Annotated in this window: 21 protein-coding genes and 1 pseudogene; 12 read left to right on the top strand and 10 right to left on the bottom strand. The window is 67.3% G+C overall.

Going from position 1 to position 23,611, the window contains the following annotated elements; translation table 11 throughout:
* Positions 1-94 precede the first annotated feature (94 nt).
* Positions 95-649 carry a cysteine hydrolase family protein gene (locus J7I85_RS01235; RefSeq protein WP_214845598.1) on the bottom strand — a complete coding sequence of 185 codons (555 nt, stop codon included), beginning with the start codon at positions 647-649 and terminating at the stop codon, positions 95-97.
* A gap of 166 nt (positions 650-815) precedes the next feature.
* Between J7I85_RS01235 and J7I85_RS01230 the strand changes: the two genes are divergently transcribed.
* Positions 816-1,397, top strand: a complete 582-nt coding sequence (locus J7I85_RS01230) for an adenylate kinase (RefSeq protein ID WP_214845596.1) — start codon at positions 816-818, stop codon at positions 1,395-1,397.
* A gap of 33 nt (positions 1,398-1,430) precedes the next feature.
* Here the strand turns inward: J7I85_RS01230 and J7I85_RS01225 are convergent, their stop codons facing one another.
* Both J7I85_RS01225 and J7I85_RS01220 read right to left on the bottom strand, forming a co-directional pair.
* Positions 1,431-2,099: a response regulator gene (locus J7I85_RS01225; RefSeq protein WP_214845594.1), complete on the bottom strand. Its 669-nt coding sequence runs from the start codon at positions 2,097-2,099 to the stop codon at positions 1,431-1,433.
* A gap of 12 nt (positions 2,100-2,111) precedes the next feature.
* A complete protein-coding gene (locus tag J7I85_RS01220) occupies positions 2,112-3,686 on the bottom strand; it encodes a sensor histidine kinase (protein ID WP_214845814.1) in 1,575 nt (524 codons plus the stop codon).
* A gap of 276 nt (positions 3,687-3,962) precedes the next feature.
* On the opposite strand from J7I85_RS01220, the gene J7I85_RS01215 reads away from it, so the two are divergent.
* From J7I85_RS01215 to J7I85_RS01195, 5 genes are all read left to right on the top strand, one after another.
* Positions 3,963-4,973: a tripartite tricarboxylate transporter substrate binding protein gene (locus J7I85_RS01215; RefSeq protein WP_214845592.1), complete on the top strand. Its 1,011-nt coding sequence runs from the start codon at positions 3,963-3,965 to the stop codon at positions 4,971-4,973.
* Positions 4,970-5,473, top strand: coding sequence for a tripartite tricarboxylate transporter TctB family protein (locus J7I85_RS01210; RefSeq protein ID WP_214845590.1), 504 nt, complete (start codon positions 4,970-4,972; stop codon positions 5,471-5,473). Before J7I85_RS01215 ends, J7I85_RS01210 begins: the two co-directional genes overlap by 4 nt.
* Complete coding sequence (locus J7I85_RS01205) at positions 5,474-7,150, top strand: tripartite tricarboxylate transporter permease (RefSeq protein ID WP_214845588.1); 1,677 nt, start codon at positions 5,474-5,476, stop codon at positions 7,148-7,150.
* A complete protein-coding gene (locus tag J7I85_RS01200; protein ID WP_214845586.1) occupies positions 7,147-7,539 on the top strand; it encodes a universal stress protein in 393 nt (130 codons plus the stop codon). Before J7I85_RS01205 ends, J7I85_RS01200 begins: the two co-directional genes overlap by 4 nt.
* A gap of 93 nt (positions 7,540-7,632) precedes the next feature.
* On the top strand, positions 7,633-8,589 hold the full coding sequence (locus J7I85_RS01195; RefSeq protein ID WP_214845579.1) for a D-2-hydroxyacid dehydrogenase family protein: 957 nt from the start codon (positions 7,633-7,635) through the stop codon (positions 8,587-8,589).
* A 76-nt stretch (positions 8,590-8,665) separates the two neighbouring features.
* Here J7I85_RS01195 and J7I85_RS01190 read toward each other — a convergent pair whose 3' ends face one another.
* The 6 genes from J7I85_RS01190 to J7I85_RS01165 all read right to left on the bottom strand — a co-directional run bounded on the left by J7I85_RS01190 (position 8,666) and on the right by J7I85_RS01165 (position 16,245).
* Positions 8,666-11,422 carry a PEP/pyruvate-binding domain-containing protein gene (locus J7I85_RS01190; protein WP_214845578.1) on the bottom strand — a complete coding sequence of 919 codons (2,757 nt, stop codon included), beginning with the start codon at positions 11,420-11,422 and terminating at the stop codon, positions 8,666-8,668.
* 143 nt (positions 11,423-11,565) lie between these two features.
* Complete coding sequence (locus J7I85_RS01185; RefSeq protein WP_214845576.1) at positions 11,566-11,988, bottom strand: heat shock protein transcriptional repressor HspR; 423 nt, start codon at positions 11,986-11,988, stop codon at positions 11,566-11,568.
* A 15-nt stretch (positions 11,989-12,003) separates the two neighbouring features.
* Positions 12,004-12,978 carry a DnaJ C-terminal domain-containing protein gene (locus J7I85_RS01180; protein WP_214845574.1) on the bottom strand — a complete coding sequence of 325 codons (975 nt, stop codon included), beginning with the start codon at positions 12,976-12,978 and terminating at the stop codon, positions 12,004-12,006.
* Positions 12,979-13,073: 95 nt separating this feature from the next.
* Entirely contained in the window at positions 13,074-13,745 is a 672-nt protein-coding gene (locus J7I85_RS01175; RefSeq protein WP_214845572.1) for a nucleotide exchange factor GrpE, read from the bottom strand.
* A gap of 2 nt (positions 13,746-13,747) precedes the next feature.
* Positions 13,748-15,622 (bottom strand): molecular chaperone DnaK, encoded by a 1,875-nt coding sequence (gene dnaK / locus J7I85_RS01170; protein ID WP_214845570.1) that lies wholly within the window; start codon positions 15,620-15,622, stop codon positions 13,748-13,750.
* Positions 15,623-15,858: 236 nt separating this feature from the next.
* Entirely contained in the window at positions 15,859-16,245 is a 387-nt protein-coding gene (locus J7I85_RS01165; RefSeq protein ID WP_214845568.1) for a hypothetical protein, read from the bottom strand.
* A gap of 48 nt (positions 16,246-16,293) precedes the next feature.
* Between J7I85_RS01165 and J7I85_RS25470 the strand changes: the two genes are divergently transcribed.
* The 5 genes and pseudogenes from J7I85_RS25470 to pabB all read left to right on the top strand — a co-directional run bounded on the left by J7I85_RS25470 (position 16,294) and on the right by pabB (position 20,989).
* On the top strand, positions 16,294-16,425 hold the full coding sequence (locus J7I85_RS25470) for a hypothetical protein (protein ID WP_285289496.1): 132 nt from the start codon (positions 16,294-16,296) through the stop codon (positions 16,423-16,425).
* A 103-nt stretch (positions 16,426-16,528) separates the two neighbouring features.
* Positions 16,529-17,341: a class I SAM-dependent methyltransferase gene (locus J7I85_RS01160; RefSeq protein WP_214845567.1), complete on the top strand. Its 813-nt coding sequence runs from the start codon at positions 16,529-16,531 to the stop codon at positions 17,339-17,341.
* Between the two features lie 171 nt (positions 17,342-17,512).
* On the top strand, positions 17,513-18,136 hold the full coding sequence (locus J7I85_RS01155; RefSeq protein ID WP_214845565.1) for a LysE family transporter: 624 nt from the start codon (positions 17,513-17,515) through the stop codon (positions 18,134-18,136).
* A gap of 115 nt (positions 18,137-18,251) precedes the next feature.
* Positions 18,252-18,779: pseudogene (locus tag J7I85_RS01150) on the top strand (low molecular weight protein-tyrosine-phosphatase); the annotation flags it as partial.
* A gap of 143 nt (positions 18,780-18,922) precedes the next feature.
* The gene (gene pabB / locus J7I85_RS01145; RefSeq protein WP_214845561.1) at positions 18,923-20,989 is read left to right on the top strand and encodes an aminodeoxychorismate synthase component I; all 2,067 of its coding nucleotides are present in this window, start codon (positions 18,923-18,925) and stop codon (positions 20,987-20,989) included.
* Positions 20,990-21,055: 66 nt separating this feature from the next.
* Here the strand turns inward: pabB and cls are convergent, their stop codons facing one another.
* Positions 21,056-22,528: a cardiolipin synthase gene (gene cls, locus J7I85_RS01140; protein ID WP_251023797.1), complete on the bottom strand. Its 1,473-nt coding sequence runs from the start codon at positions 22,526-22,528 to the stop codon at positions 21,056-21,058.
* A gap of 96 nt (positions 22,529-22,624) precedes the next feature.
* Here cls and J7I85_RS01135 point away from each other — a divergent pair, with 96 nt between their 5' ends.
* Complete coding sequence (locus J7I85_RS01135) at positions 22,625-23,557, top strand: aminodeoxychorismate lyase (protein WP_214845557.1); 933 nt, start codon at positions 22,625-22,627, stop codon at positions 23,555-23,557.
* The last annotated feature ends 54 nt before the right edge of the window (positions 23,558-23,611 follow it).

Here is a 23,611-nt window from a genome sequence, read left to right as displayed (position 1 = left end):
CCGGCACCGGCACCGGTCCGCCACCCGGCATCCGGCACCGGCACCCCCCCGGCTCAGTCCGGCACCACCCCCGCTCGGGCCGGCTCAGTCCGGTTCAGCCGCTGAAGGTGACGTCCTTGGTCTCTTCCACGGCGGCGGTCCGGCCCGGCCCTTCGTGGTATTTCCAGTAGAGGTTCGTGAAGGCAATGACCTGGTCCGGCGGTGGGGCGCCCCATTCGGTCAGGTCCTCGGTGGTGTGGGCGTCGCTGACCAGCGTCACGTCGTAGCCGCGGACGAACGCCCCGTGGATTGTGGACCTGATGCATTCGTCCGTCTGAGCCCCGGCGACCACCAGCCGGCCCACCGCCGCGGCGGCCAGCACCTGCTCCAGCCCGGTGTCATCAAAGGCGTCGCTGAATGACTTGTGCACCACCGGTTCCTGCTCGCGGCACCCCAGTTCGGGCACATACTCCCAGGCCTCGCTCCCCTTCTCCAGCCGGTCATCGGAATGCTGGACCCAGACGACCGGAACCCCGGCTTCGCGTGCCCTGTCCACCAGTGCGGCGATGTTGGACACCACGGCGTCCCGCTGGTGCGCTTCGGCCACCACCCCCTTCTGCATGTCAAGCACCATCAGGGCGGTGTGGGGCCGGTCCGGCAGCGTGGTCATGAGGGTCTCGGCATGGTCATAATGAGCTCCTTGATGGTGGGTCCCAGCGTAGGAGCCGCCACCGCCCTTGGGAACACCCGGCACATGAGCACCCACCCATTGCAGGCGGAGCGGGCGGGCGGAAGAATGGCCCTAGCGTGCTTTCTCGGCAGATCGGACCAAAAGCATGACCCACATCCTGCTCATCGGCCCGCCCGGCTCAGGCAAGGGCACCCAGGCCCACCGGCTCAGCGGGCAGCTGCACATCCCGGAGATTTCCACCGGCGACATGTTCCGCAGCCATCTGGCCAACGGTTCGCCCTTGGGCCGGGAAATCAAGGAATTCCTCGACGCCGGCAACCTCGTCCCGGATAATCTCACCACCGCCATGCTGCGGGACCGGCTGCAGGAACGGGACGCGAGGAACGGCTTCCTCCTGGACGGTTTCCCGCGCACCGTGAGCCAGATGGACGACCTCGACGGCATCCTGGACGCCACCGGGACCAGGCTCGATGCCGTGGTGGAAATCACCGCCGACGACGACGAGATCGTCCGGCGGCTGCTGCTCCGCTCCCAGGCCGAGGGGCGGAGCGATGACACTGAGGACGTCATCCGCCACCGGCTGGAACTGTACCGGCGGGAAACGGAACCCGTCATCGCCCGCTACGGCCGGCGCAGCCTCCTGGTCAGCGTCGACGGCACGGCGGACATGGACGCGGTCACCGTGAGCGCACTGCAGGGCATCGAAGCCGTCAGGGCGCAGCCCTGAACACCCTAGACACAGCCCTGAACAGCGGGCCGTTCACCCCGCCTTCCACACGTACCTCCGCTCGGGGCGTCCGACGCCGTACTTGAGTGTCACGTCCACCAGCCCCTCGTCGTTGAGGTACTCCAGGTAGCGGCGCGCACTGACGCGCGACGTCCCCACCTGCACAGCCAGTTCTGCGGCCGACACGTCGCCGCCACCGGCGCGCAGCGCCTTCTCCACCACCTGGAGCGTCTCGGCGCTGCAGCCCTTCGGCAGCGGCCGGTCCGCGCGTTCCAGCCCGAAAACGCGGTTGACGTCCGACTGCTCCGCCACATCTTTGGACGAATCGAGGCTCTGGTAAGTGGTGCGGTAGTGCTCCAGCCGCTCCTGCAGGTCGGTCTGGGAAAACGGCTTGATCAGGTAGTGCACGATCCCGCCGCGGAGGGCCTTCCGCACCGTCTCCACCTCACGCGCGGCGCTGATCACCAGCACGTCCAGCTCGGGCGCCACTTCACGCAACTGGTGCATCAGGTCCAGGCCGTTGACGTCGGGCAGGTGGATGTCCAGCAGCACCAAGTCCGGCTGCAGCCGTTCGGTCTCCAGCACCGCCTGCGCGCCGGTGTGTGCCACCCCGACGACGGCAAACCCCGGCGTACGCTGGATAAAGCCCGCGTGGACTTTGGCCACCATGAAGTCGTCGTCGACGATAAGTACCTTGATCAAGGCCGCTCCTCCCTAAGCATCGGCAGTTTTGCGCCTCAGCAGTGCCGTAAACACCGCACCGCGGTCGTTCCGCACGGCGAGCCGGCCGCCGCGCCGCTGGCAAACCACCCTGGCGAGCGCCAGGCCGTAGCCGCGGCCGCCGTCAGGCGAATTCTTGGTACTGAACCCCTGCCTGAAAATGTCGTCCATGACCTCCACCGGGACCCCCGGCCCCGAGTCCCGGACGTCAACCCGCACGCCGCCGTCGTTCTCTCCGATCAGTACCTCGACGTTCGCTTCGGCGGTGTTGGTGACCGCATCGAGTGCGTTGTCCACCAGGTTGCCCACCACGGTGGTCAGGTCGCGGGACAGTTCCTCATCCACCGTGCCCAGCCGGGATTCCTCGGCGAGCTGCAGGGACACACCGCGCTCCGCGGCAAGGCTCGATTTGGCAATCAGCAGCGCGGCGAGGGCGGGGTCCTCGATCCTGCTGGTCACGTCGTCGTTCAGGCGGGTCCGGTTCGACGTAGTGCCGTTGACGAACTGGACGACGGCGTCATACTCGCCGATCTGGATCAGGCCCGAGATCGTGTGCAGCTGGTTGGCGAACTCGTGTGCCTGCGCCCGGAGGGTGTCCGTCGCCGTCCGCGTCGTGCCCAGCTCGCGTTCCAGCGAAGCCAGCTCCGTCCGGTCGCGGAGGGTGGTGACGGAGCCAATTACGCGTCCGTGCGAGCGCATCGGCATCCGGTTCAGGACCACCAGCTTTTCCCCCACCAGGACCAGCCGGTCCGGGCCGGGCTGGTCCTGGGTGAGGACTTCGCGCAGCGCCGGCGGCACCTCTAGAGCGGCCAGGTTCTTCCCGACGCAGTCGTGCGGCAGACCCAGCAGGCTCCGCGCACTGTCGTTCACTACTGTGATCCGCTGCTGGGGGTCCAGCGCCACCACGCCTTCCTTGAGCCCGTGCAGCATCGCTTCCCGGTTCTCCACGAGGCCGGTGATCTCGTCCGGCTCCATACCCAGCGTCTGGCGTTTGACGCGGCGGGCCAGCAGGAGCGAGCCTGCCACGCCCAGGACACTCGCCACTCCCAGGTAGGTCAGCAGGTTCGGGACGGCATCGCCCAGCCGCTCGAGCACCGAGGGGTAGCTCCTACCGACGACGGCGATCCCCACCATCTTGCCGGCGTCGTCCAGCACCGGCACGTGGGCCACCACGGCCTCCTCTGCCCCGGTTCCGACCACCCCGGTCCATGCCCGCCCGGACATCACGGCACTGTCGCCGAGTTCCAGCTGGTGGCCCACCAGAGACGGATCCGACGACGTCACCATCGTCCGGTCGGACCGGGCCAGCGCAACCTGGGAGGACCCCGAAATCGTGCGCACCGCTTCGGACACTGAGGGAAGCACCGATCCGCTTTGCGGCTGGGCATCCGGCAGGAGGCTTCGCACTGCGGGGGTAGCCGCCAGCGTCTCCGCAGCAGAAAGCGCCCGTCGGCCCTCGACCCGTTCAAAAGCTGCCGCCGACTGGGCCAGCGAAATCGCCACCACGGCCACCAGCACGGCCAGCACAATCAGGAGCTGCAGCCGAAGATACTGCCCCGCAAGGGACATTCCTCGCCGTCGAGTCATGTGCTGCTGTTCTTCCTGTGGGTTCGCGGGTGGGGGTGACTATACGGGACACGCTACCGGACTTTGGGCGCTGTGTTCCGCTAGTCCGCAGCGCCTGAACCCCGCACGGGACGCCTCGGCGGGCAACTTGGTTGGGAGCCGGAAACGTGAACGAAATGAACTTAACTTTCTCTGCTTACACAAGCGTGAGCCCCGTCACGTTCGGCCCTAGCATCGGAAGCACCCGATCAAACGGATCAAAACGAGAAGAGGAACAACATGCGCGGAATGAGCGCACTGCGCGTGGCCGCAGTAGCCGCAGGCATCGCCCTGATGGCGTCCGGCTGCGGAGCAACCGGCAAGACTGCCGCCGGCCCCTCCACGAGCGGAGCAAGCACCGCACCCCTTGCCGGGCTTCGCATCATGGTGCCGAACACGCCCGGCGGCGGCTACGACACCACGGCGCGCGCCGCGGCGAAGGTTCTCGAGGACGAGAAGCTTGCCACCAACCCCGAGGTCTTCAACCTGGCCGGCGCCGGCGGCACCGTTGGCCTGGCCCGCATCGTCAACGAAAAGGGCAACGGCGACCTCGCCATGCTCATGGGCCTTGGCGTCGTCGGCGCAAGCTACACCAACAAGTCCCAGTCGAAGCTGACCGACACCACCCCGCTGGCCCGGCTCATCGAAGAGCCCGGCGCCATCATGGTCTCCAAGGACTCGCCGTACAAGACCATCGACGATCTGGTGACGGCGTGGAAGAAGGACCCGTCCAAGGTCAGCGTCGGCGGCGGCTCCTCAGCCGGCGGCCCGGACCACCTCCTGCCGATGCAGCTCGCCGGTGCCGTCGGCATCGACGCCAAGAAGGTTAACTTCGTTTCCTACGACGGTGGCGGCGACCTGCTTCCGGCCATTATCGGCAACAAGCTGGGCTTCGCGGCTTCCGGCGCCGGTGAATACATCCAGCAGATCAAGGCCGGCGATATCCGGGTCCTGGCAACCAGCGGCGAGAACCGGCTTGAGGGAGTGGACGCCCCCACGCTCAAGGAATCCAACATCGACCTGGTCTTCACCAACTGGCGCGGCATCGTGGCCCCTCCCGGCATCAGCGACGCCGACCGCGACGCCCTGATCGCCACCCTGGAGAAGATGCATGAATCAGCATCCTGGAAGGAGACGCTGAAGACGCGCGGCTGGACCGACGCCTTCGTCACGGGTGACGAATTCAAGTCCTTCCTCACCGACCAGGACAAGCGCGTTGCCGACGTCCTGACGAAGCTCGGCCTGGCGTGACCTCCTTGGCCTCCCGCCTCAAAGGCCGCTCCGAGCTGGGTGTCGCAGCCCTGCTCGGGGCGGTCGGCGCCCTGGTCCTCATTGACGCAGCGCGCCTGGTTGTGCCGTACTCCCAGTCGGATCCGGTAGGCCCCAAGGCCCTGCCGATGATCGTGGGAGGACTCCTGCTCATCTGCGCCGTATTGCTGGCAGTGAACGTTCTCCGGGGCGGAAGCGGTGAGGCCGAGGCCGGCGAGGACGTCGACCTGACCCACCCGAGCGACTGGAAGACCGTCCTACCTCTGGCTGGCGCCTTCATCGCCAACATCCTGCTGATCGACTGGGCCGGCTGGGTCATCTCCGGAACGGTGCTCTTCTGGGGCAGCGTTTGGGCGCTCGGAAGCCGCCACTACGTCCGCGACGGACTGATCTCCCTGGCACTGGCGCTCCTGACCTTCTACGGCTTCTACCTCGGCCTGGGCATCGCCCTGCCAGCCGGGCTCCTTGAAGGGATTCTCTAGATGGACGTCCTGTCCTCACTCATGGACGGGTTCGCGACCGCGCTGACCCCCATGAACCTCCTGTACGCCCTGATCGGCGTCATCCTGGGCACCGCCGTCGGCGTCCTGCCCGGCATCGGCCCGGCCATGACCGTGGCACTGCTGCTCCCGGTGGCCACCGTCCTTGAACCGACCAGCGCGTTCATTATGTTTGCCGGCATCTACTACGGCGGCATGTTCGGCGGTTCCACCACCTCGATCCTGCTTAACACCCCCGGCGAATCGTCCTCGGTGATCACCGCCATCGAGGGCAACCTGATGGCAAAGGCCGGCAGGGCTGCCCAGGCATTGGCGACGGCGGCCATCGGCTCGTTCGTCGCCGGCGCCATCGGCACCTCGCTCCTTGTGGTCTTCGCGCCGATCGTCGTGCAGTTCGCCGTGAGCCTTGGCGCTCCAAGCTACTTCGCCATCATGGTCCTGGCCCTGCTCGCCGTCACCGCCGTCCTGGGCACGTCCAAGCTGCGCGGCTTCGCGTCCCTTGGACTCGGTCTGGCAATCGGCCTCGTCGGCCTCGACTTCGTCTCCGGCCAGGCCCGTCTCACCTTCGGCTTGCCGCTGCTCTCCGACGGCCTCGACGTCGTTGTGATCGCCGTGGCGATCTTCGCCGTCGGTGAAGCCCTGTGGGTGGCGGCGCACCTGCGCCGCACCCCGCTGCAGATCATCCCGGTCGGCAGGCCGTGGATGGGCAAGGAGGACTGGAAGCGGTCCTGGAAGCCGTGGCTGCGCGGCACTGCCCTCGGTTTCCCCTTCGGCGCGCTGCCCGCCGGCGGCGCCGAGATCCCCACTTTCCTCTCCTATGTGACCGAAAAGCGGCTCTCCAAGCACCCCGAGGAGTTCGGCAAGGGCGCCATCGAAGGCGTCGCCGGGCCCGAGGCGGCCAACAACGCGGCCGCAGCCGGCACCCTGACCCCGATGCTGGCCCTTGGCCTGCCGACCAACGCCACCGCCGCCGTCATGCTGGCCGCGTTCACCCAGTTCGGCATCCAGCCGGGGCCGCTGCTGTTCCAAAACGAGGGTCCGCTGGTATGGGCGCTGATCGCCAGTTTGTTCATCGGCAACTTCCTGCTGCTGCTTGTCAACCTCCCCCTGGCCCCGGTCTGGGCGAAGCTGCTCCGGCTGCCGCGCCCCTACTTGTACGCCGGCATCCTCTTCTTCGCCACGCTGGGCGCCTACTCGGTGAACCTGCAGGCGTTCGACCTGATGCTCCTGCTGGTCCTGGGCGCCCTTGGCTTCATGATGCGCCGCTACGGGCTGCCTGTCCTGCCGCTCATCCTCGGCGTGATCCTGGGACCTCGCCTCGAAAAGCAGCTCCGCCAGGCGCTGCAGCTGAGCGCGGGCGACGTGTCCGGCCTCTGGAACGAACCGATCGCCGTCGTGGTCTACATCATCGTGGCACTGGTACTCCTCTGGCCGCTGGCGGCACGGCTCTGGCGCGCCCGGCGTCCCCGGACGGGCGGACTCGTCATGGCCGGCGGACCTGCTGTTGACGGACCCGCCGCTGGACCCGCTGCCGCGCCCTCAGTCGAGTCGCCTGCCGTGGAGGGGCCTGCTGTTGAGGCACCCGCTGATCGGGGGCCTGAGGCAGGCCACCGCCGCGCGGATGCCACCCATGCCAACCACGGACAGGAGAAATCGTGAGCATCATTGTCGGCTACATCCCCACGGCCGAGGGCATCGCAGCCCTGGACCGGGCCATCACCGAGGCGCAGAAGAGCCAGAGCCGGCTGGTCATCATCAACTCCTCCCGGGGAGACGCCATCGTTGACAAGCGCTACGCCCAGGCTGAGGACATCTCCGCTTTGACGGAGCGGCTGGACCGGGAAGGGATTGAGCATCTGGTCCTGCAGCCGGTGCGCGGCAACGATGCGGCCAACGAGGTGCTGGAGGCGGCGGAGAAGTACCCGGCTGATCTTATTGTGATCGGCCTCCGGCGCCGCACTCCCGTAGGCAAGCTGATCATGGGCAGTGCTGCGCAGCAGATCCTGCTGGAGGCATCCTGCCCGGTGCTGGCCGTCAAGGCCAGCTAGTCCCATAACCAGGCACCGCTCGACTAGCCTCAAGAGGTAGGGGCCCGCTCCCGGCGGGTTCCTGCCTCTTTGGTCTTAAGGCAGAAGGACAGCATGCAGCAGCTCGCGATTCTCGATGACTACCAGCGCGTGGCCCACAGCTTCGCCGATTGGGGCTCCCTCGAACAGCGTGGCGTGGACGTCACCGTGTTCAACCAGCACCTCGCCACTGAAGCGGAGGTTGTGGAAACGCTGCAGGACGCCAGCATCATAGTTGCCATGCGGGAGCGAACGCCCTTTCCCGGCCGGATCCTCGAACAGCTGCCGCGGCTGAAACTGCTGGTCACCACCGGCGCCGCCAATGCCTCGATCGATGTGGAGGCAGCTGCACGGCTGGGGATCACCGTCTGCGGAACGGGCGGCTCCCCCACGGCTGCGCCCGAACTGACATGGGCGCTGCTGCTGGCGTTTGCCCGCGACCTGACACAGGAGGAAGCCGCCCTGCGCGAGGGGCGCTGGCAGACCGGCGTCGGCTTCGAACTGGCCGGCAAGACCCTCGGGATTGTAGGGCTGGGGAAAATCGGGAAGCGGATCGCCAGCTACGGCCTGGCCTTCGGGATGGAGGTGCTGGCCTGGAGCCAGAACCTGACCGAAGAGGCCGCCGCGGCGGCAGGCGCCCGGAAGGTCGGCAAAGACGAGTTGTTCCGGGAGTCCGACGTCGTGTCCCTGCATCTGCGGCTGTCGGCGCGTTCGGAGGGAATAGTCGGTGAACGTGAACTGCGGCTGCTCGGCCCGGACGGCGTGCTGGTGAATACCGCCCGCGGTCCCCTGGTGGACCAGCAGGCGCTGGTCACGGCACTGCATGAGGGGTGGATCCGCGGGGCGGCACTCGACGTGTTCGACCAGGAGCCGTTGCCAGCCGGCCATCGGCTCCTCGACGCACCGCGGACCCTGCTGGCCCCGCACCTGGGATATGTGACCGACGCCAGTTACCGGGCCTTCTTTGGCGGCGCGCTCGATGACGTCACGGCGTGGCTGGACGGTTCCCCGATCCGGGTGCTGGCGCCGTAGGAGACTGCTGGCTCGGAGACAACGAAGAGTGGGTAGCAGCTCAGGGCGTTCCCAGCCTTGGGAACGCCCTGAAGTGCTACCTACTTGGCCGGTTGCCCGTACCTTCAAGCGCACCGTCACGCTCGGCGGTCCCGGAACTGTCGAGCGTGACGGTGCCGGCGTCGCCGTCGACCGTCACCTGCTGTCCGCTGGACACGCGCTGCGTGGCCACGCCCGTTCCAAGGACGGCGGGGATGCCGTACTCCCGGGCGACGATCGAGCTGTGGCTCAGTGGGCCGCCAACGTCCGTGACCACGCCGGCCGCCATCGCAAACAGCGGTGTCCAGGCGGGGGTGGTCATTCGCGCCACCAGCACCTCGCCCGGCTGCATGCTGGCAAAGTCGTCGGGGCCGTGCAGCAGCCGGGCCGGTGCGCTCACGTGTCCGGAGCTGGCGCCGACACCGGTAATGACGTCCCCCGCCAGTTGCTGGGTTCGTGCGGGCATCATGCTGCCAAACGCACGCTCCATCCAGCGGCTTTCGGGCAGCAGTTGCGGGGCCGCGGCTTTCCGCTGCCCCCGCCATAGCATCTTGCGCTGCTCACCGGCCTCTGCCCGCACGGGCCGGTCCGTGCCGGTGATGGCCGCGCCCGGCGCGGCCAGGCCGAAGTCGATGGCGTTGCGGAGCTCGTCGACGCGTAGCCAGAAGATATCGGACGGAGCGGCGATGACGCTCGAGGCCGTGAGCCGCTCCCCTAGTTCCAGCAACATTCGGCGCATCAGCGGCCAGGCCAGTCCGACGTCGGCCAGTGCGTCCTCACGGACGGGCGCCGCCTTCTGCGCCCAGCGCAGCAACCTGCGGAAGACGGCGCGGCGGCGCGTCCCCAGCCTGGCGCTGATCAGCCGGCCCTGCTCCTCCCGCCGGTCGGCAGACCGCCGCTGGCGCTCATGCGGATCCTTTCCCTGCCCCCGCACGAAGTACCTCAGGGTCTCGAGGAGGGCGGAGGGGTCATCGGCCGGCACTGGGTTGACGAAGTCCAGGTTGTAGACGGCGTGCCCGTAGCGGTCCAGGTGCCGCTGGAGGCGGGAACGCCACTCGTCCCACTGGTCCTGATCCACGCCCGCGCCTCCGCGGGGCCCTGAGGGAGGCGTGCCGCTGCGGAGAGCTTCGGCAATGCCGGCCGCTGATCCCTCCGTGATGGCCGAGGCAAGCTGCGGCCTTTCGCGGGTCCACCCCGCCAGGTCATACAGGGATTTCTCCGCGCGGATGGGCTCGCTGTCGTAGCCAAGGAGGAAGACCTCCGCGGACGGGTCGCCGGGCCGCCGGACAAGCTTGTCGTAGTAGCTCCGGAACATGATCTCGCTGGTTGCGGCGATGGGGATGATGGACTGCACAGCGGTGTAATACGCCGCGCCTGCGTCCAGCAGCGCAGAAATGCCCGCCAGCAATTCAGGGGCAGGACGGTCTGCTGGCTGTTTGGCCGCCCAGAACTTCACGAGTCCGCGGTACGTCGGGTGCGAGTGGTCGCGCCAGCCCTTGATCCCCATGTGGGCCTTGCCTTGGACCAGTGCGAGCATGGCCCTCGGCGTTTTGCCCAGCACGCGGCGCATACCGGCGTTGTTGTAGTAGTAGTACGCGTACCCGTTGATGGTGGGCAGTGAGACGTCTCCGGGCCGCACCACGTCCTTGCCAACAGCCTCGGCCATCAGGGCGTTCAGGGACCGCACCACGGCGCCGTCGATGAGGTCGGCGAAGAGGGGCGACAACGGGTCCGGCAGCTGCTCGACGATGCTGGCCCGGAAGTACATCCCGTTCGGATAGGGCAGCGGCCATTCAGTCGGCGCCTCGGCCGAGGGCTCCGGCAGCGCGGTGATGGGACGGGCCTGCAGGATGAAGAAGTCCCCTGCCGCCTGCGCCCACTCAATGTCCTGGGGCACCCCGAAGTGCTGCGCAATGGCCGTTCCCTGCCGGGCCAGCACGGCCGCCGCGTCGTCCCCGAGCACGGGCGCTCTGCGTTTACCTTCAGGCACCGGCTGCTCCTTGGTGCCTGTTCCGTCGTAGACCGTCATGACGTCTTTGTCCGCTGTCCGGCGCTGCCCTACCCGGCCCGTCGGGGCATCCACTATGACGTCGTCCGTGGTGACGGCCCCGCTGACCACGGATTCACCCAGCCCCCAGGCGGCGCTGATCACTACCTCGTCGCGGCGGCCGGTGGCTGGGTTGGCGGTGAACAGCACGCCGGCGGCCCCGGCGTCGACCATCTCCTGGATCACCACAGCTAGGCGCACCTTGGACGGATCAAAGCCGTTCCGTGCGCGGTACGCCATGGCGCGGGCATTCCACAGCGACGCCCAGCAGTTGATGACGGCGGCGGCGACGGCGTCTGGCCCGGCGACGTTCAGGTACGTGTCCTGCTGGCCGGCGAAGCTGGCCGAGGCGAGGTCCTCCGCTGTGGCCGAGGAACGCACCGCCACCCGCACGACGTGGTCGCCGCTGGACTCTGCACCGGTCTCTTCGCCTAGGGCCGCCGCCTGGTGGCTCAGCCGGCCGTAGGCCGCGCGGAGTTCGGCGCCAATCTCCTCGGGCATCGTGCTCTCGGTGAACAGGGAGCGGATCTGCCGCGCGGCGGCCTCGTAGTCGTCGTTCGAAGCGCCGGCGGGAAGGGCGGCGAGCTCGAGGATGCGGCCGGCGATCCCGTTGGCGTTGACGAAGTCCTGGTAGGCCGGCGTGGTGAGTACGAAACCCGGCGGCACCGGGAACCCGGCCCGGGCCAGCTCGCCGAGGTTGGCACCCTTGCCGCCTGCCTCGTCCAAATCACTGCGTCCCAGCTGGTCAAAGTCCTTGATGTAGGTCATGACCCCGCGTCCCTTCTGCCCGGGAGCCGGGACCGCGGCATTGCGGCTGGTGACCCCATTCCGGCGCTGCACCCTATTTTTGGCACTGCACGTGCTTCTGGCAATGGGGAAGGCCAGCGGGAATGGCTACACAGGGGAGCTGGCTAGATGTCGCCGCGCGGCCGCCACACCACCACGGCCTGCGAACGGGGCCGGGGCCGCTGGCCGCGCGCCAGGCTCACGACGTCGCCGGCGGTGCCCGCGGCGAAGATCCGGGATTCCAGTGGCTCACGACGGCGGGCCAGTTCCTCGGTCAGTTCGGCCACCCGGTGCTGCAGGGCAGCCACCTGGTTTTCGAGCTCCAGGATGCGTTTGATCCCCTCGAGCGAGACGCCCTCATGGGATAGCCGCTGCACCTCACGGAGCCGGTTCACGTCCCGCTGGGAGTAGCGGCGGGACTTCCCCGGCGCCCGGCTGGGCGAAACGATGCCCAGCCGGTCGTACTGGCGGAGCGTCTGCGGGTGCATCTCGGCGAGCTCGGCGGCCACCGAGATGACGAAGATCGGCTGATCGAAGTTGATGTCCACGGCCAGCACCCGTCGCTAAAGCCGGGCCTTGGCTGCCAGGCCCTGGCGGACGTCCGCTCCGGTGGTGGCGGCCGCAAATGCTTTCACGGCCTCCTCGGCTTCCTTGCTCAGGTTTTGCGGTACGGCGACGTCGATGGTCACCAGCAGGTCACCGGTAGCCTTCGACGTCTTTACGCCGCGGCCCTTCACCCGGAGTGTGCGCCCCGACGGAGTGCCGGCGGGAACGCGGACCCGGACGTGTTCGCCGTCGATCGTGGGAACCTCGATGTCGGCACCCAAAGCAGCCTCCGGGAAGCTGACGGGCACATGGATCCGGAGGTTGTCGCCGTCGCGCGAGTAAAAGTCATGGCTCTTGACGTTGACGGTGACCAGCAGGTCGCCGTTGCCCGCCGGGCCGTACTGGCCCTTGCCGCGGACGCGCACCTTCTGGCCGTCCTTGATGCCCGCGGGCACCCGGACGTCGATCACCTCGCCGTCCGGTTCACGCAGCCCGATGGTGGTGCCGCGGATGGACCCGGCGAAGGAGATGCTGGTGCTGGCCGTCCGGTCGGCACCCTTCTGCGGGGCGCGCTGGTAGCCGGCCGGGCCGCCACCGAAACCGCCGCCGAACAGGTCGGCGAACTCGGGCGGGACGCCGCCAGCGGGGCTGAACCCGCCGGACTGGCGGCCACCGCCGGTGAACAGGCCGCCGAAGAGGTCCTCGAAGCCGCCGTTCGCGGTGCTGCCCGCGCCGTGCGGGGCAAAGCGCGCGCCGCCGCCCATGGCCCGGATGGCGTCATACTGCTGCCGCTCATCAGGATCCGACAGAACGGAGTACGCCTCGGAGATGTCCTTGAACTTCTTCTCCGCAGTAGTATCCCCGGAGTTCGTATCAGGGTGGTACTGCCGGGCGAGCTTCCGGTAAGCCTTCTTGATGTCAGCGTCGGAAGCGTCCTTGGCAATACCAAGGATCTTATAGAAGTCCTTGTCCACCCAGTCCTGGCTAGCCAATGGCGTTTCCTTTCAAAAATCTGTGTCGAGATGACAGTTCACAGCAATGTGGTTGCCCAACACTGCCGCGAACTGTCATCTCGATAGGGGTAATGCTAAGCCGGAACGGCCACAATCACCTGGGCCGCGCGGAGGACCCGCTCACCTGACTTGTAGCCAGAGCGGAGGACCTGGCTGACGGTGTCAACCTCGATGTCATCGCCGGGCTGCTGGATGAGGGCCTCGTGGATGGTCGGATCGAACTCCACTCCGGTCTCATCGATGCGGGTCAGGCCGTACGTCTTCAGCGCGTTCTCCAGCTTGGTGGCGATCGCGGCGAACGGGCCGTCCGCGAGGTCACCGTGCTGGCGGGCGGCGTCGACGTCGTCCAGCACCGGCAGCAGGGAGTTCAGGACGCCGATGACGGCCATCTCCCCTGCCACGGCGCGGTCGCGTTCAACGCGCTTGCGGTAGTTGACGTACTCGGCCTGCAGTCGGAGCAGGTCGTTCTTCAGCTCCGCCGCCGCGGCGGCCTCGGTACCCTGCGCCACGGAATCCTCGGCCGGCACCTCAACCTGGTTGAGGATTTCCTCAGCCTGGGCGAGGGCGTCGCCGTCGGAATCCGGAGAAGCGCCGGCTTCCGAGGCAGAGGACTGTCCGCCTTCCGGGTGCCGGGCCTCCCCGGTCACCGGGTCCACCTTGCGGTGGTCCCGGATGATCGGCTCGTCGCGGTTGCTGCCCTGGTCTCGGGAAGAGTCGTGCTCTTCTTCGTTACCGTGATGCGGCATGGTTACTTCTTCTCTTCTTCGTCGACGATCTCGGCGTCGACGATGTCTTCGTCGGCCTTGTCTCCGCCTGCGGCACCACCAGCGGCGCCTTCGGCACCTGCAGCGCCGGTGGCGCCGTCCGGGGAACCGGCCTGGGCGTAGATGGCCTCGCCGAGCTTGGTCTGGGAAGCCTGCAGCTTCTCAAACGCGGTCTTGACGGCGGCGTCGTCGGTGCCTTCGAGGGCCTTCTTGAGGTCGTCGACGTCGGCCTGGACCTCGGTCTTGACCTCTTCAGGCAGCTTGTCGGCGTTGTCGGCGATCAGCTTGTCCACGGAGTAGGCGAGCTGCTCGGCGGTGTTGCGCGTGTCGGTGGCTTCGCGGCGGGCCTTGTCGTCGGCTGCGTGCTCCTCGGCGTCCTTGACCATGCGGTCGATGTCTTCCTTGGAGAGCGCGGTGCCGCCGGTGATGGTCATGGACTGTTCCTTGCCCGTGCCCTTGTCCTTCGCCGAAACGTGCACGATGCCGTTGGCATCGATGTCGAAGGTGACCTCGACCTGCGGGACGCCGCGCGGGGCCGGTGCGATGCCGGTCAGCTCGAACGTGCCCAGCGGCTTGTTGTCGCGGGTGAACTCACGCTCGCCCTGGAAGACCTGGATGGCCACGGACGGCTGGTTGTCGTCGGCCGTGGTGAAGGTCTCGGACCGCTTGGTGGGGATGGCGGTGTTGCGCTCGATCAGGTGCGTCATGACACCGCCCTTGGTTTCGATGCCCAGGGACAACGGGGTGACGTCGATCAGGAGAACGTCCTTGCGCTCACCCTTCAGCACGCCGGCCTGCAGGGCTGCGCCAACGGCCACGACCTCGTCCGGGTTGACGCCCTTGTTGGGCTCCTTGCCGCCGGCCAGTTCCTTCACGAGCTCGGAGACGGCGGGCATACGGGTGGAGCCGCCGACGAGCACGATGTGGTCGATGTCGGAAAGCTTGATGCCGGCTTCCTTGATGACGTCGTGGAACGGCTTCTTGGTGCGCTCGAGCAGGTCCTTGGTCAGGTCCTGGAACTTGGCGCGGGTCAGCTGCTCGTCCAGGTGGACCGGGCCGTCCGGGGTGACGGAGAGGTACTGGAGCGAGACGTTGGTGCTGGTGGAGGAGGAGAGTTCCTTCTTGGCCTGCTCGGCAGCTTCGCGGAGGCGCTGCAGGGCGATCTTGTCCTTGGACAGGTCAATGCCCTTGACCTTGAGCTGGTTCAGCAGGAACTCGACGACGCGGTTGTCCCAGTCGTCGCCGCCGAGGCGGTTGTCACCGGCGGTGGCGCGAACCTGGATGGTGGAGAAGTCATCTTCGTCCTTGCCGACTTCCAGCAGGGAGACGTCGAACGTTCCGCCACCGAGGTCGAAGACCAGGATGAGTTCGTCTTCCTTGCCCTTGTCCAGGCCGTAGGCCAGGGCGGCCGCGGTGGGCTCGTTGACGATGCGGAGGACGTTCAGGCCGGCGATTTCGCCGGCTTCCTTGGTAGCCTGGCGCTCGGCGTCGTTGAAGTAGGCCGGAACGGTGATCACAGCGTCGGTGACCTTTTCACCGAGGTAGGACTCGGCGTCGTTCTTCAGCTTCATGAGGACACGGGCGGAGATTTCCTGCGCGGTGTACTTCTTGTCGTCGATACCCACGGACCAGTCGGTGCCCATGTGGCGCTTGACGGAGGCGATGGTGCGGTCGATGTTGTTGACGGCCTGGCGCTTGGCGATTTCGCCGACCAGGACCTCGCCGGACTTGGAGAATGCAACGACCGACGGCGTGGTGCGGCCACCCTCGGCGTTGGCAATAACGGTGGGCTCGCCACCTTCGAGAACGGAGACGACGGAGTTGGTGGTTCCGAGGTCGATACCTACTGCACGTGACATGTGTTGCTTCCTTCTTTCCGTGGAAACTTGGGGTTCGCCCACTCCTTGAGCGATCTGCACTCAACTTTACCCAGCACGGAATTTAAGTCAATCCAAACTTGAGTCCACCACGCTCAACTTTGGTTCGCCTGAAGCCCTCTGGACGCAGGAAACCCCCGGTGCTCGGTGGAATTCCGCGGAGAACCGGGGGTTTGATGAGCTGAAGCAGCCTGATTTCGCCCAGCGTGAACGTGCGCCTAGCCCCCCGAGGAGGTGCCGCCGTCGTCCTCCTTCAGTTCTTCGGCAGCGCCGCCTTCGGGGGCGGTTCCGGCAGCACCGTAGTTGCCTTCCGGGTAGTCGCCCTCTTCATCCCCGGGCAGCTCCTGGCCGACGGCTCCGGCCCGGCCGTAGTCGCCTTCCGGATATTCGCCTTCGTCCACCGGGGCGGACGGCTCAACCACCCCTGCGTCGCCGTAATCCCCCACCGAATATTCCCCCTGGGGCTCGGTGGCTGCCTCATCCCCTGCCACACCGGCATCGCCGTAATCCCCCTCAACGTACTGTCCGCTGTCCCCCTCGAGCGCCGGATTTTTGGAACCGGTGTGGGCCTTTCCTGCGGCGCCGGACTCACTGTTTTCGGTCATCGGTTGATCACTCCTTCGAAAGGACTGGGCGCGCCTGGTCCGGGCGCAGTGGCAGTCTACTCAGCCGGCGCGGGCAGCAACAGGGGCCGGAACAGCAACGCCCTCGCCGCCATGGTCCGCGTCCGCGAAGGCCAGGACCGGCGGCAGGTGCAGCTCAGGGAACCCTGCGGAAGGAGCTGAACCTCAGTTCCCCGGGCCATGGCCGGGTTAGGCCTCCGGCACGCCCTAGGCTCCGGGGCTCCTGCTACCTACCCGAAATGCGCAGAAGGAGTAGCGTTTCCCTATGAGCACGCAGCCGGAAGATGTCTACACTCACGGCCACCACGAGTCCGTGGTCCGGGCCCATGCCTCGCGAACGGCGGAAAATTCGGCCGCGTTCGTCATCCCGCACCTCACCCAGGGAGTATCAGCGCTCGACGTCGGGTGCGGGCCCGGCAGCATCACATGCGACTTCGCGCTTCTGGTGGCGCCCGGGACAGTGACAGGGATGGACCGCTCTCCCGACGTGATCACCCACGCCCGAGAGCTGGCGGCCGACCGCGGCGTGGAGAACGTGGAGTTCGTGGCGGGCAACATCTACGACCTTGACTTCGAGGACGACACCTTCGATGTGGTCCACGCCCACCAGGTGCTGCAGCACCTGACCGATCCGGTGGAGGCGCTGCGGGAAATGCGGCGGGTGGCAAGGCCCGGCGGCATCGTTGCTGTCCGCGACGCGGACTTCCACGGCATGAGCTGGTATCCCGCCATTCCCGAGCTCGACGAGTGGATGGAGCTCTACCAGCGGATCGCGCGCCGGAACGGTGCCGAGCCCGACGCCGGCCGCAGGCTAGTCTCGTGGGCCCAGGCTGCCGGCTTCACGGACGTTGCGCCGTCCAGCAGCAACTGGCTCTACGCCACCGGGCAGCAGCGCCGCTGGCAGGCCAGGGTGTGGGGCGAACGGGTGCTGCATTCGGCGTTCGCGGAGCAGGCCCTCGAGTACGGCTTCGCGCAGGAGGCCGACCTCACGCGCATCTCAGCCGGATGGCACCGCTGGGGCTCCACCGACGACGGCTGGTTCCTCATTCCCAACGGAGAGGTTATCGCCCGGGCCTAAGCAGCCCGGGCAAACGCGCGCTCGCCGCGCAACACGGGCACCGGCGTCGTCCTTGCGCCAAAGGCGTCATCCTTTAGCCAAAAGTGGCGGCCCGGCCACCCGCCGGAGCGGCCACTTTTGGTAAATCGCGGGGCGGCACAGCCCGCCCCGCAGACCTACTAAACTTGATGGGTGCAATTCTCCCTTTGGCTGGCCCTCGCGGGTGCCGGCACCCTCATCAGCTTCACTCCGGGCGCAGGCGCCATCAACACCATGAGCAACTCGCTGACCGCGGGGTTCAAGCGCTCCATCTGGGGCATCCTCGGGCAGCAGGCCGCCCTGATTCTGCACGTCATCGTGGTGGCCCTGGGCGTCGGCGTTCTGGTCGCCGGTTCCCCCGTTGCCTTCAATGCCATCCGATACGCCGGGGCCGCTTACCTGGTGTACCTCGGCATCAGGCAGTTCCTGCGGAAACCGGACCTGGACCAGGAGAAAGTCGCGGCACTCCGCAACGAGCCTGCCTGGTCCATGTTCCGCCGGGGCCTGTGGGTCAACCTGCTCAACCCCAAGGCCATCGTGTTCTTCCTGGCCTTCATGCCGCAGTTCATCCGGCCCGCCAGCCCGCTCCTGCCCCAGTACTCCGTGCTTGCGGCAACTGTGGTCCTCATCGACGTCCTCGTCATGTGGTTCTTCTTCGCAGCGGCAGCAAAATCCTTCCAGCGCTTTACCCACAACGCCCATGGCCAAACCCTGCTCAACAGGATTTTCGGCGTCCTGTTCGTCGCGGTGGGCGTGTTGCTGGCGCTCATCCACTAAGCCCTGCCGGCTCCATGGCAATTTTGTGACAGTAAGACCGGCAAACTTTACGCGGCTTGTCGATAATAAGGTCACTTACTAGCCAAGCGGGGCTGGCATCCTCCATGCTTAGCCCATGAACTCAACGACGAGCCCATACCGCGTCATCGCCGTCTGCACGGGCAACATCTGCCGTTCGCCCATGGCCGAGCTGATGCTGAGCGCCGCGTTCGCTGAAGCCGGGCTCGCCGACCTCGTGATCGTCGATTCCGCAGGCACCACGGCCTACGAGGCCGGACGCCCCATCGACCCGCGGGCGGCACGGAAACTTACCACCCACAACCTCTTGTCGGACCGGCACGTTGCACGGGAATGGCGCTCCGAGTGGTACACCGAGCGGCACCTGATACTGGCGCTGGACGTGGACCACTACGGTTGGCTCCGGGCCTCCGCCCCCGATGACCAGACGCTGTCCCGGATCCGCATGCTCCGCAGCTTCGACCCCGCCTTGGCGGACGGCGATCCCCTGGAGCAGGGCATCGAGGACCCCTGGTACGGCGGCCACGCTGACTTCGAGGCCGTGTGGGACCAGGTCCAGGCGGCGGTTCCGGGCATCGTCCGCTACGTTCAGGACGTTATCGCGCAGGATGCGGTCGCGAACGGCGGCAACGATGCCGGCACCGAGGCGGCCCCGGTCCGGATAGACGAGCACCGGGCACGCAACGGCAAGCGTCACAGCCACCCGGCCGGCGACAGCCCGCTTCACAACGTCCAGGTTCAGGACAGCCAGCAGGTACGCTCTATTTCATGACCCCCGCACCTGTGATCATCGCCATTGACGGGCGGTCCGGCGCAGGAAAAACCACACTGGCCATCGAGCTCGCGGCCACGCTGCGGAACCACCACAAGGTCTCGATGTTCCACCTGGAGGACATCTATCCCGGCTGGGACGGACTGTCCGCCGGCATCGAACGCTACGTCACCACGGTGCTGGCGCCCCTGAGCCGCGGCGAAGCGGCCACGTGGGTCAGCTGGGACTGGGAAAACCATACCGACGGCGACCCGCGGGTCACCCTTCCCGCCGAGATCGTGATCGTCGAGGGCGTTGGCGCAGCCGCGGCCGCCGCCAGGCCGCTTCTGGACGCCGTCATCTGGGCGGACTCCCCCGACGGCGAGCGCCGCACCCGCGCGCTGGCACGTGACGGCGAGACGTACGGGCCGTTCTGGGACCAGTGGGCCGGCCAGGAGGCCGAGCTCCTGGCCGCGGACGACATCCCGCAGCATGCCCATGTCCGGGTCCTCAACCGTGCGGACGGCACCGCCCCCGCGGGCGCCCTGCAGGCACTGACCTACCTCCCAGCGCTCACCACGGCATTGGTTCCCGAGCTCTCCTCGCGGCGCGGCCTACGCCTGCTGTCCGAACGCATCGAGGCCAGCCCGGATCCCGCCGAACTCTTCCGGGCGCTGTACGGCACGTCCGCCAATGCGGTCTGGCTGGACTCCTCCCTGCGCCCGGCCGGCGCGGGCAGGGAGACTCCCGCCGCAGAACGCAGCCGTTTCAGTATTCTGGCGGACGACGGCGGCACGTTCGGCCAGTCTGTCCTGCACAGTTCCGGCGTCACCCGGGTCACCGCCGGGTGCGCCACGGCCAGCGTGTCCGGCCCGTTCTTCCGCTGGCTGGAGACGGTGTGGGGACGGAGGGCGGTGCGCGGCCCGGAGGATTACCCGTGCGAGTTCGCGCTCGGCTGGCTGGGCTACCTCGGCTACGAGCTGAAGCGGGAAACCGGCGGACGGGACGTCCCCGCGGACACGCCTGATGCGGGGCTGATCTTCGCCGGCCGGGGCGTGGTCCTGGACCACACGGACAACACGGTGTGGCTGCTCGCCCTCGACGCGCCGGATGCCGCGGACTGGCTTGCCCAAGCCCGTGATGCGGTGACCGCCGCACCGGAAGCCGGCGGCAGCAACGACGTCGTACTTCCGGCGGCAACTGCCGCACTGCCAGCCGGTGCCACTCCGCCGGCATTTGCCGGCCGCGACAGTGAGGTGGGCTACAAGCGCAAGATCGCCGAAGCGCAGCACCAGATAGCCGAGGGTAACTCCTACGAGATCTGCCTCACCACCACCCTCGCGGCGGAGGTGTCGGCGCTCGATCCGTGGGCCGCGTACCTTGCCCTGCGCCGGCGGAACCCGGCACCGTTCGCAAGCTACCTGCGGTTTGGCGGGCTCACGGTGGCCAGCACGTCGCCGGAGCGCTTCCTGCGGATAGCGTCCGACGGCGGCATGCGTGCCGAGCCGATCAAGGGCACCCGCCGCCGGGCTGCCGACCCGGACACCGACGCCGCCCTCCGCCACGATCTGGCCACGTCCCTCAAGGACCGGGCGGAGAACATCATGATCGTGGATCTGCTCCGGAACGATCTCAGCCATTTCGCCGAGCCGGGGTCGGTGACTGTCAGCCGGCTGTGCGAGATCGAAAGCTACGCCACGGTGCACCAGCTGGTGAGCACCATCGACGCCTTTCTCCTGCCGGGGTCGCCGCGGGCCGAGGCGGTGGCTGCCTGCTTCCCGGCCGGCTCGATGACCGGGGCGCCGAAAATCAGCACCATGGCCATCCTGGACCGGCTCGAGGAGGGACCGCGCGGTGTCTATTCCGGCGCTATCGGGTACTTCTCGCTGAACGGTGCCACCGATCTGGCCGTGGCCATCCGCACCCTGGTGGTGCAGGACGGCGGCCAAGGCGAAAAGGTCCGGCTCAGTCTCGGTGTTGGCGGCGCCATCACCGCCGATTCCGTGCCGCAGGACGAGTACGAGGAGATCCGCACCAAGGCCTACGGCGTGCTGTCCACCCTGGGTTCCACCTTCCCGGAGTGAGTTTCTGTCCAGATTTCGCGAGCTAATGGGCCTCTAAGTCGTGACACGTGGACAAAAACTCCGGACCTATTGGACGGTGGCCGTGAGGCGGGCGACGTTGTCCACGTACCTTGCCGCGAGAGGCCGGCGCATCCAGTCCTCGAGCCGGAGCTCATGGGAGATGTCGCGATAGGTGTCCTCCACCGCGCGCATGCTGTTGACGGCGTCTGCACCCAGCAGCATCACCGAAACCTCCAGGTTGAGCGAGAAGGACCGCATGTCCATGTTGCTGGAGCCCAGGACCGCCACTTCGTCGTCGATGGTGAAGTGCTTGGCATGGAGCACGAACGGCGCCTTGTAGAGGTAGATCCGCACGCCGGCCCGCAGCAGGGCCTCGTAGTAGGACTGCTGGGCGTGGTGGACCAGGAACTGGTCGCCCTTCTCGGAGACGAACAGTTCCACGTCCACCCCGCGCTGGGCCGCGGTGGTGATGGCGTAGAGCAGGGAATCATCCGGCACGAAGTAGGGGCTGCAAACGGAAATCCGGTGCTGCGCCGAGTAGATCAGCGTGTTGAAGAGCCGGAGGTTGTTCTCGGTGGTGAAGCCGGGGCCGCTGGGCACCACCTGGGCCGAGACGCCGCCCGGCGACGGCTCGGCAGTCAGCTGTAGCTGGTCTTCGAGTGACTCGTCGGTCTCGCTGAGCCAGTCGGTGGCAAAAACAACATTGAGCGTAGGAACGATCGGACCCCGCAGGCAGGCCATCAGCTCGATCCATTCCCGGCCGGCCTTGCGGTGCTTGGGGTTGTTGTAGGAGGGCTCGATCAGGTTCTGCGACCCCGTGAACGCGACTTCGCCGTCGATCACCATGATCTTGCGGTGGTTGCGCAGGTCCGGCCTGCGCCACTGGCCGTGGATGGGCAGCAGCGGCAGCATCCGCCGCCACTGGATGCGGCTCGCCTTGAGGCGTTTCAGCAGCTTGTTGTACCCCTTCACGCGCAGGGTTCCGATGTGGTCGAACAGCACGCGGACCTGGACGCCGCGGTCCGCCGCCTCCTCGAGGGCCGTGAGGAGGTCGTCCGTGACATGGTCCGTGCTCATGATGTAGAACTCGGCGTTGACGAAGCGCTTGGCTTTCCGCACGGCCTCGGTCATGGCCCCGATGGAGTCCGGGTAGCCGGGTATCAGCTCCACCTGGTTGCCGTCCACCAGCGGGATCGACCCGAGCCGGCGGTTGAGTTCGGCCGCGGACTGGACCCATTCGGGGCCGGAATACTCACTGGCGACGTCGGAAAGCGCCGCGCTGCCGGCACGGACCCGCTCGTTGACCAGCTGCTGCTGCTCAGTGCGGCGGCGCGACAGCTTGAAGTTGCCGAAGAGCAGGAAGAGGATCAGCCCCAAAGCCGGCACGAAGAAGATGCCGAGCAGCCAGGCCATGGCCGTGGTGGGCCGCCGGTTGCCAGGGATAATGCCGACGGCCAGGACCCTGATGACCAGATCCACGCCGCTGAGCAGCAGGATCAGCCAGGCCGGCAGTGATTCTGCCAGCGGAAACGGCCACAACACAGTTGAAACCCCCGTTATTTCTTACCCTCGCAGCCATTCCGTATGGAGCGGTGAAGCCAGCCTATCGGGCACCGGCCGCACTAAGCTTGAGGCATGACGTCTCGTACCTCCCACACAGTGCTGGTGTTCCTGGATCCGGACTATGAGAACGGCCGGATTGCCGATCCCGAAAAGCCGCAGCTGATGGCCACTGATTTGGGCGCCACCCGCGGTGACGGGGTGTTTGAGTCCATGCTCGCCGTCGCCGGCCACACGCGGAAGATTCAGGCCCACCTGGACCGGCTGGCCCGCTCGGCGCAGGCATTGGACCTTGGGATTCCGGGGCCGGACGACTGGCGCCGTGCAGTCGGGACGGGCGTCGCGGCGTTCCGCTCCGACAACCCGGCGCCCTCCCCGGAGCTGGACGAGGCCGTGGTCAAGCTTATTGTCACCCGCGGCGTCGAGGGCGCCGCCGCCCCCACCTGCTGGGTTCAGGTCTCCCCCGTGGCCGTGGCCGGACGGCGCCAGCGCGAGACCGGCATCGACGTGATCCTCCTTGACCGCGGCTATGACAGCGACGCTGCCGAGCGCGCCCCGTGGCTGCTGCTCGGCGCCAAGACCCTGTCCTACGCGGTGAACATGGCCGCGCTGCGCCATGCCCACAAGCAAGGGGCGGATGACGTCATCTTTACGTCCTCGGACGGCCGCGTACTGGAGGGCCCCACGTCCACCGTGCTGCTGGCGAACGTGGAGAAGAACGACGCCGGAACAACAGTCAAGCGCCTCGTAACACCGCAGCTGGACAGCGGCATTCTCCCCGGAACGTCGCAGGGCGCCCTCTTCGCCGCCGCCAAGGCCGCCGGCTGGGAACTGGGCTACGGCCCGCTGAAGCCACAGGACCTGGCCGACGCCGACGCCGTCTGGCTGATTTCCAGCATCCGCCTCCTGGCCCCGGTCAATCACATCGACGGCCGCGAAATCGGCACGCCGGCACTCCGCAAGCAGCTGACAGCCGAGCTGAACGAACTGTTCGCCGGAATCGAGTAACCCGGACGTCCCGCATAACGAAAAGGCACCGTTCGAAAAAATGTGGGACAAGCC

Origin of the sequence: Arthrobacter sp. ISL-65 (genome assembly GCF_018613795.1) — a bacterium.
Classification (GTDB): Bacteria; Actinomycetota; Actinomycetes; order Actinomycetales; family Micrococcaceae; genus Arthrobacter.
This window is presented reverse-complemented; position numbering and strand designations above follow the sequence as displayed.

What these genes read in the sequence shown, in the direction of transcription:
- J7I85_RS01235 (WP_214845598.1), bottom strand. Translation starts at nt 649, where the DNA reads ATGACCACGCTGCCGGACCGGCCCCACACCGCCCTGATGGTGCTTGAC.
- J7I85_RS01230 (WP_214845596.1), top strand. Translation starts at nt 816, where the DNA reads ATGACCCACATCCTGCTCATCGGCCCGCCCGGCTCAGGCAAGGGCACC.
- J7I85_RS01220 (WP_214845814.1), bottom strand. Translation starts at nt 3,686, where the DNA reads ATGTCCCTTGCGGGGCAGTATCTTCGGCTGCAGCTCCTGATTGTGCTG.
- J7I85_RS01215 (WP_214845592.1), top strand. Translation starts at nt 3,963, where the DNA reads ATGCGCGGAATGAGCGCACTGCGCGTGGCCGCAGTAGCCGCAGGCATC.
- J7I85_RS01205 (WP_214845588.1), top strand. Translation starts at nt 5,474, where the DNA reads ATGGACGTCCTGTCCTCACTCATGGACGGGTTCGCGACCGCGCTGACC.
- J7I85_RS01195 (WP_214845579.1), top strand. Translation starts at nt 7,633, where the DNA reads ATGCAGCAGCTCGCGATTCTCGATGACTACCAGCGCGTGGCCCACAGC.
- J7I85_RS01190 (WP_214845578.1), bottom strand. Translation starts at nt 11,422, where the DNA reads ATGACCTACATCAAGGACTTTGACCAGCTGGGACGCAGTGATTTGGAC.
- J7I85_RS01175 (WP_214845572.1), bottom strand. Translation starts at nt 13,745, where the DNA reads ATGCCGCATCACGGTAACGAAGAAGAGCACGACTCTTCCCGAGACCAG.
- dnaK (WP_214845570.1), bottom strand. Translation starts at nt 15,622, where the DNA reads ATGTCACGTGCAGTAGGTATCGACCTCGGAACCACCAACTCCGTCGTC.
- J7I85_RS01165 (WP_214845568.1), bottom strand. Translation starts at nt 16,245, where the DNA reads ATGACCGAAAACAGTGAGTCCGGCGCCGCAGGAAAGGCCCACACCGGT.
- J7I85_RS01160 (WP_214845567.1), top strand. Translation starts at nt 16,529, where the DNA reads ATGAGCACGCAGCCGGAAGATGTCTACACTCACGGCCACCACGAGTCC.
- pabB (WP_214845561.1), top strand. Translation starts at nt 18,923, where the DNA reads ATGACCCCCGCACCTGTGATCATCGCCATTGACGGGCGGTCCGGCGCA.
- J7I85_RS01135 (WP_214845557.1), top strand. Translation starts at nt 22,625, where the DNA reads ATGACGTCTCGTACCTCCCACACAGTGCTGGTGTTCCTGGATCCGGAC.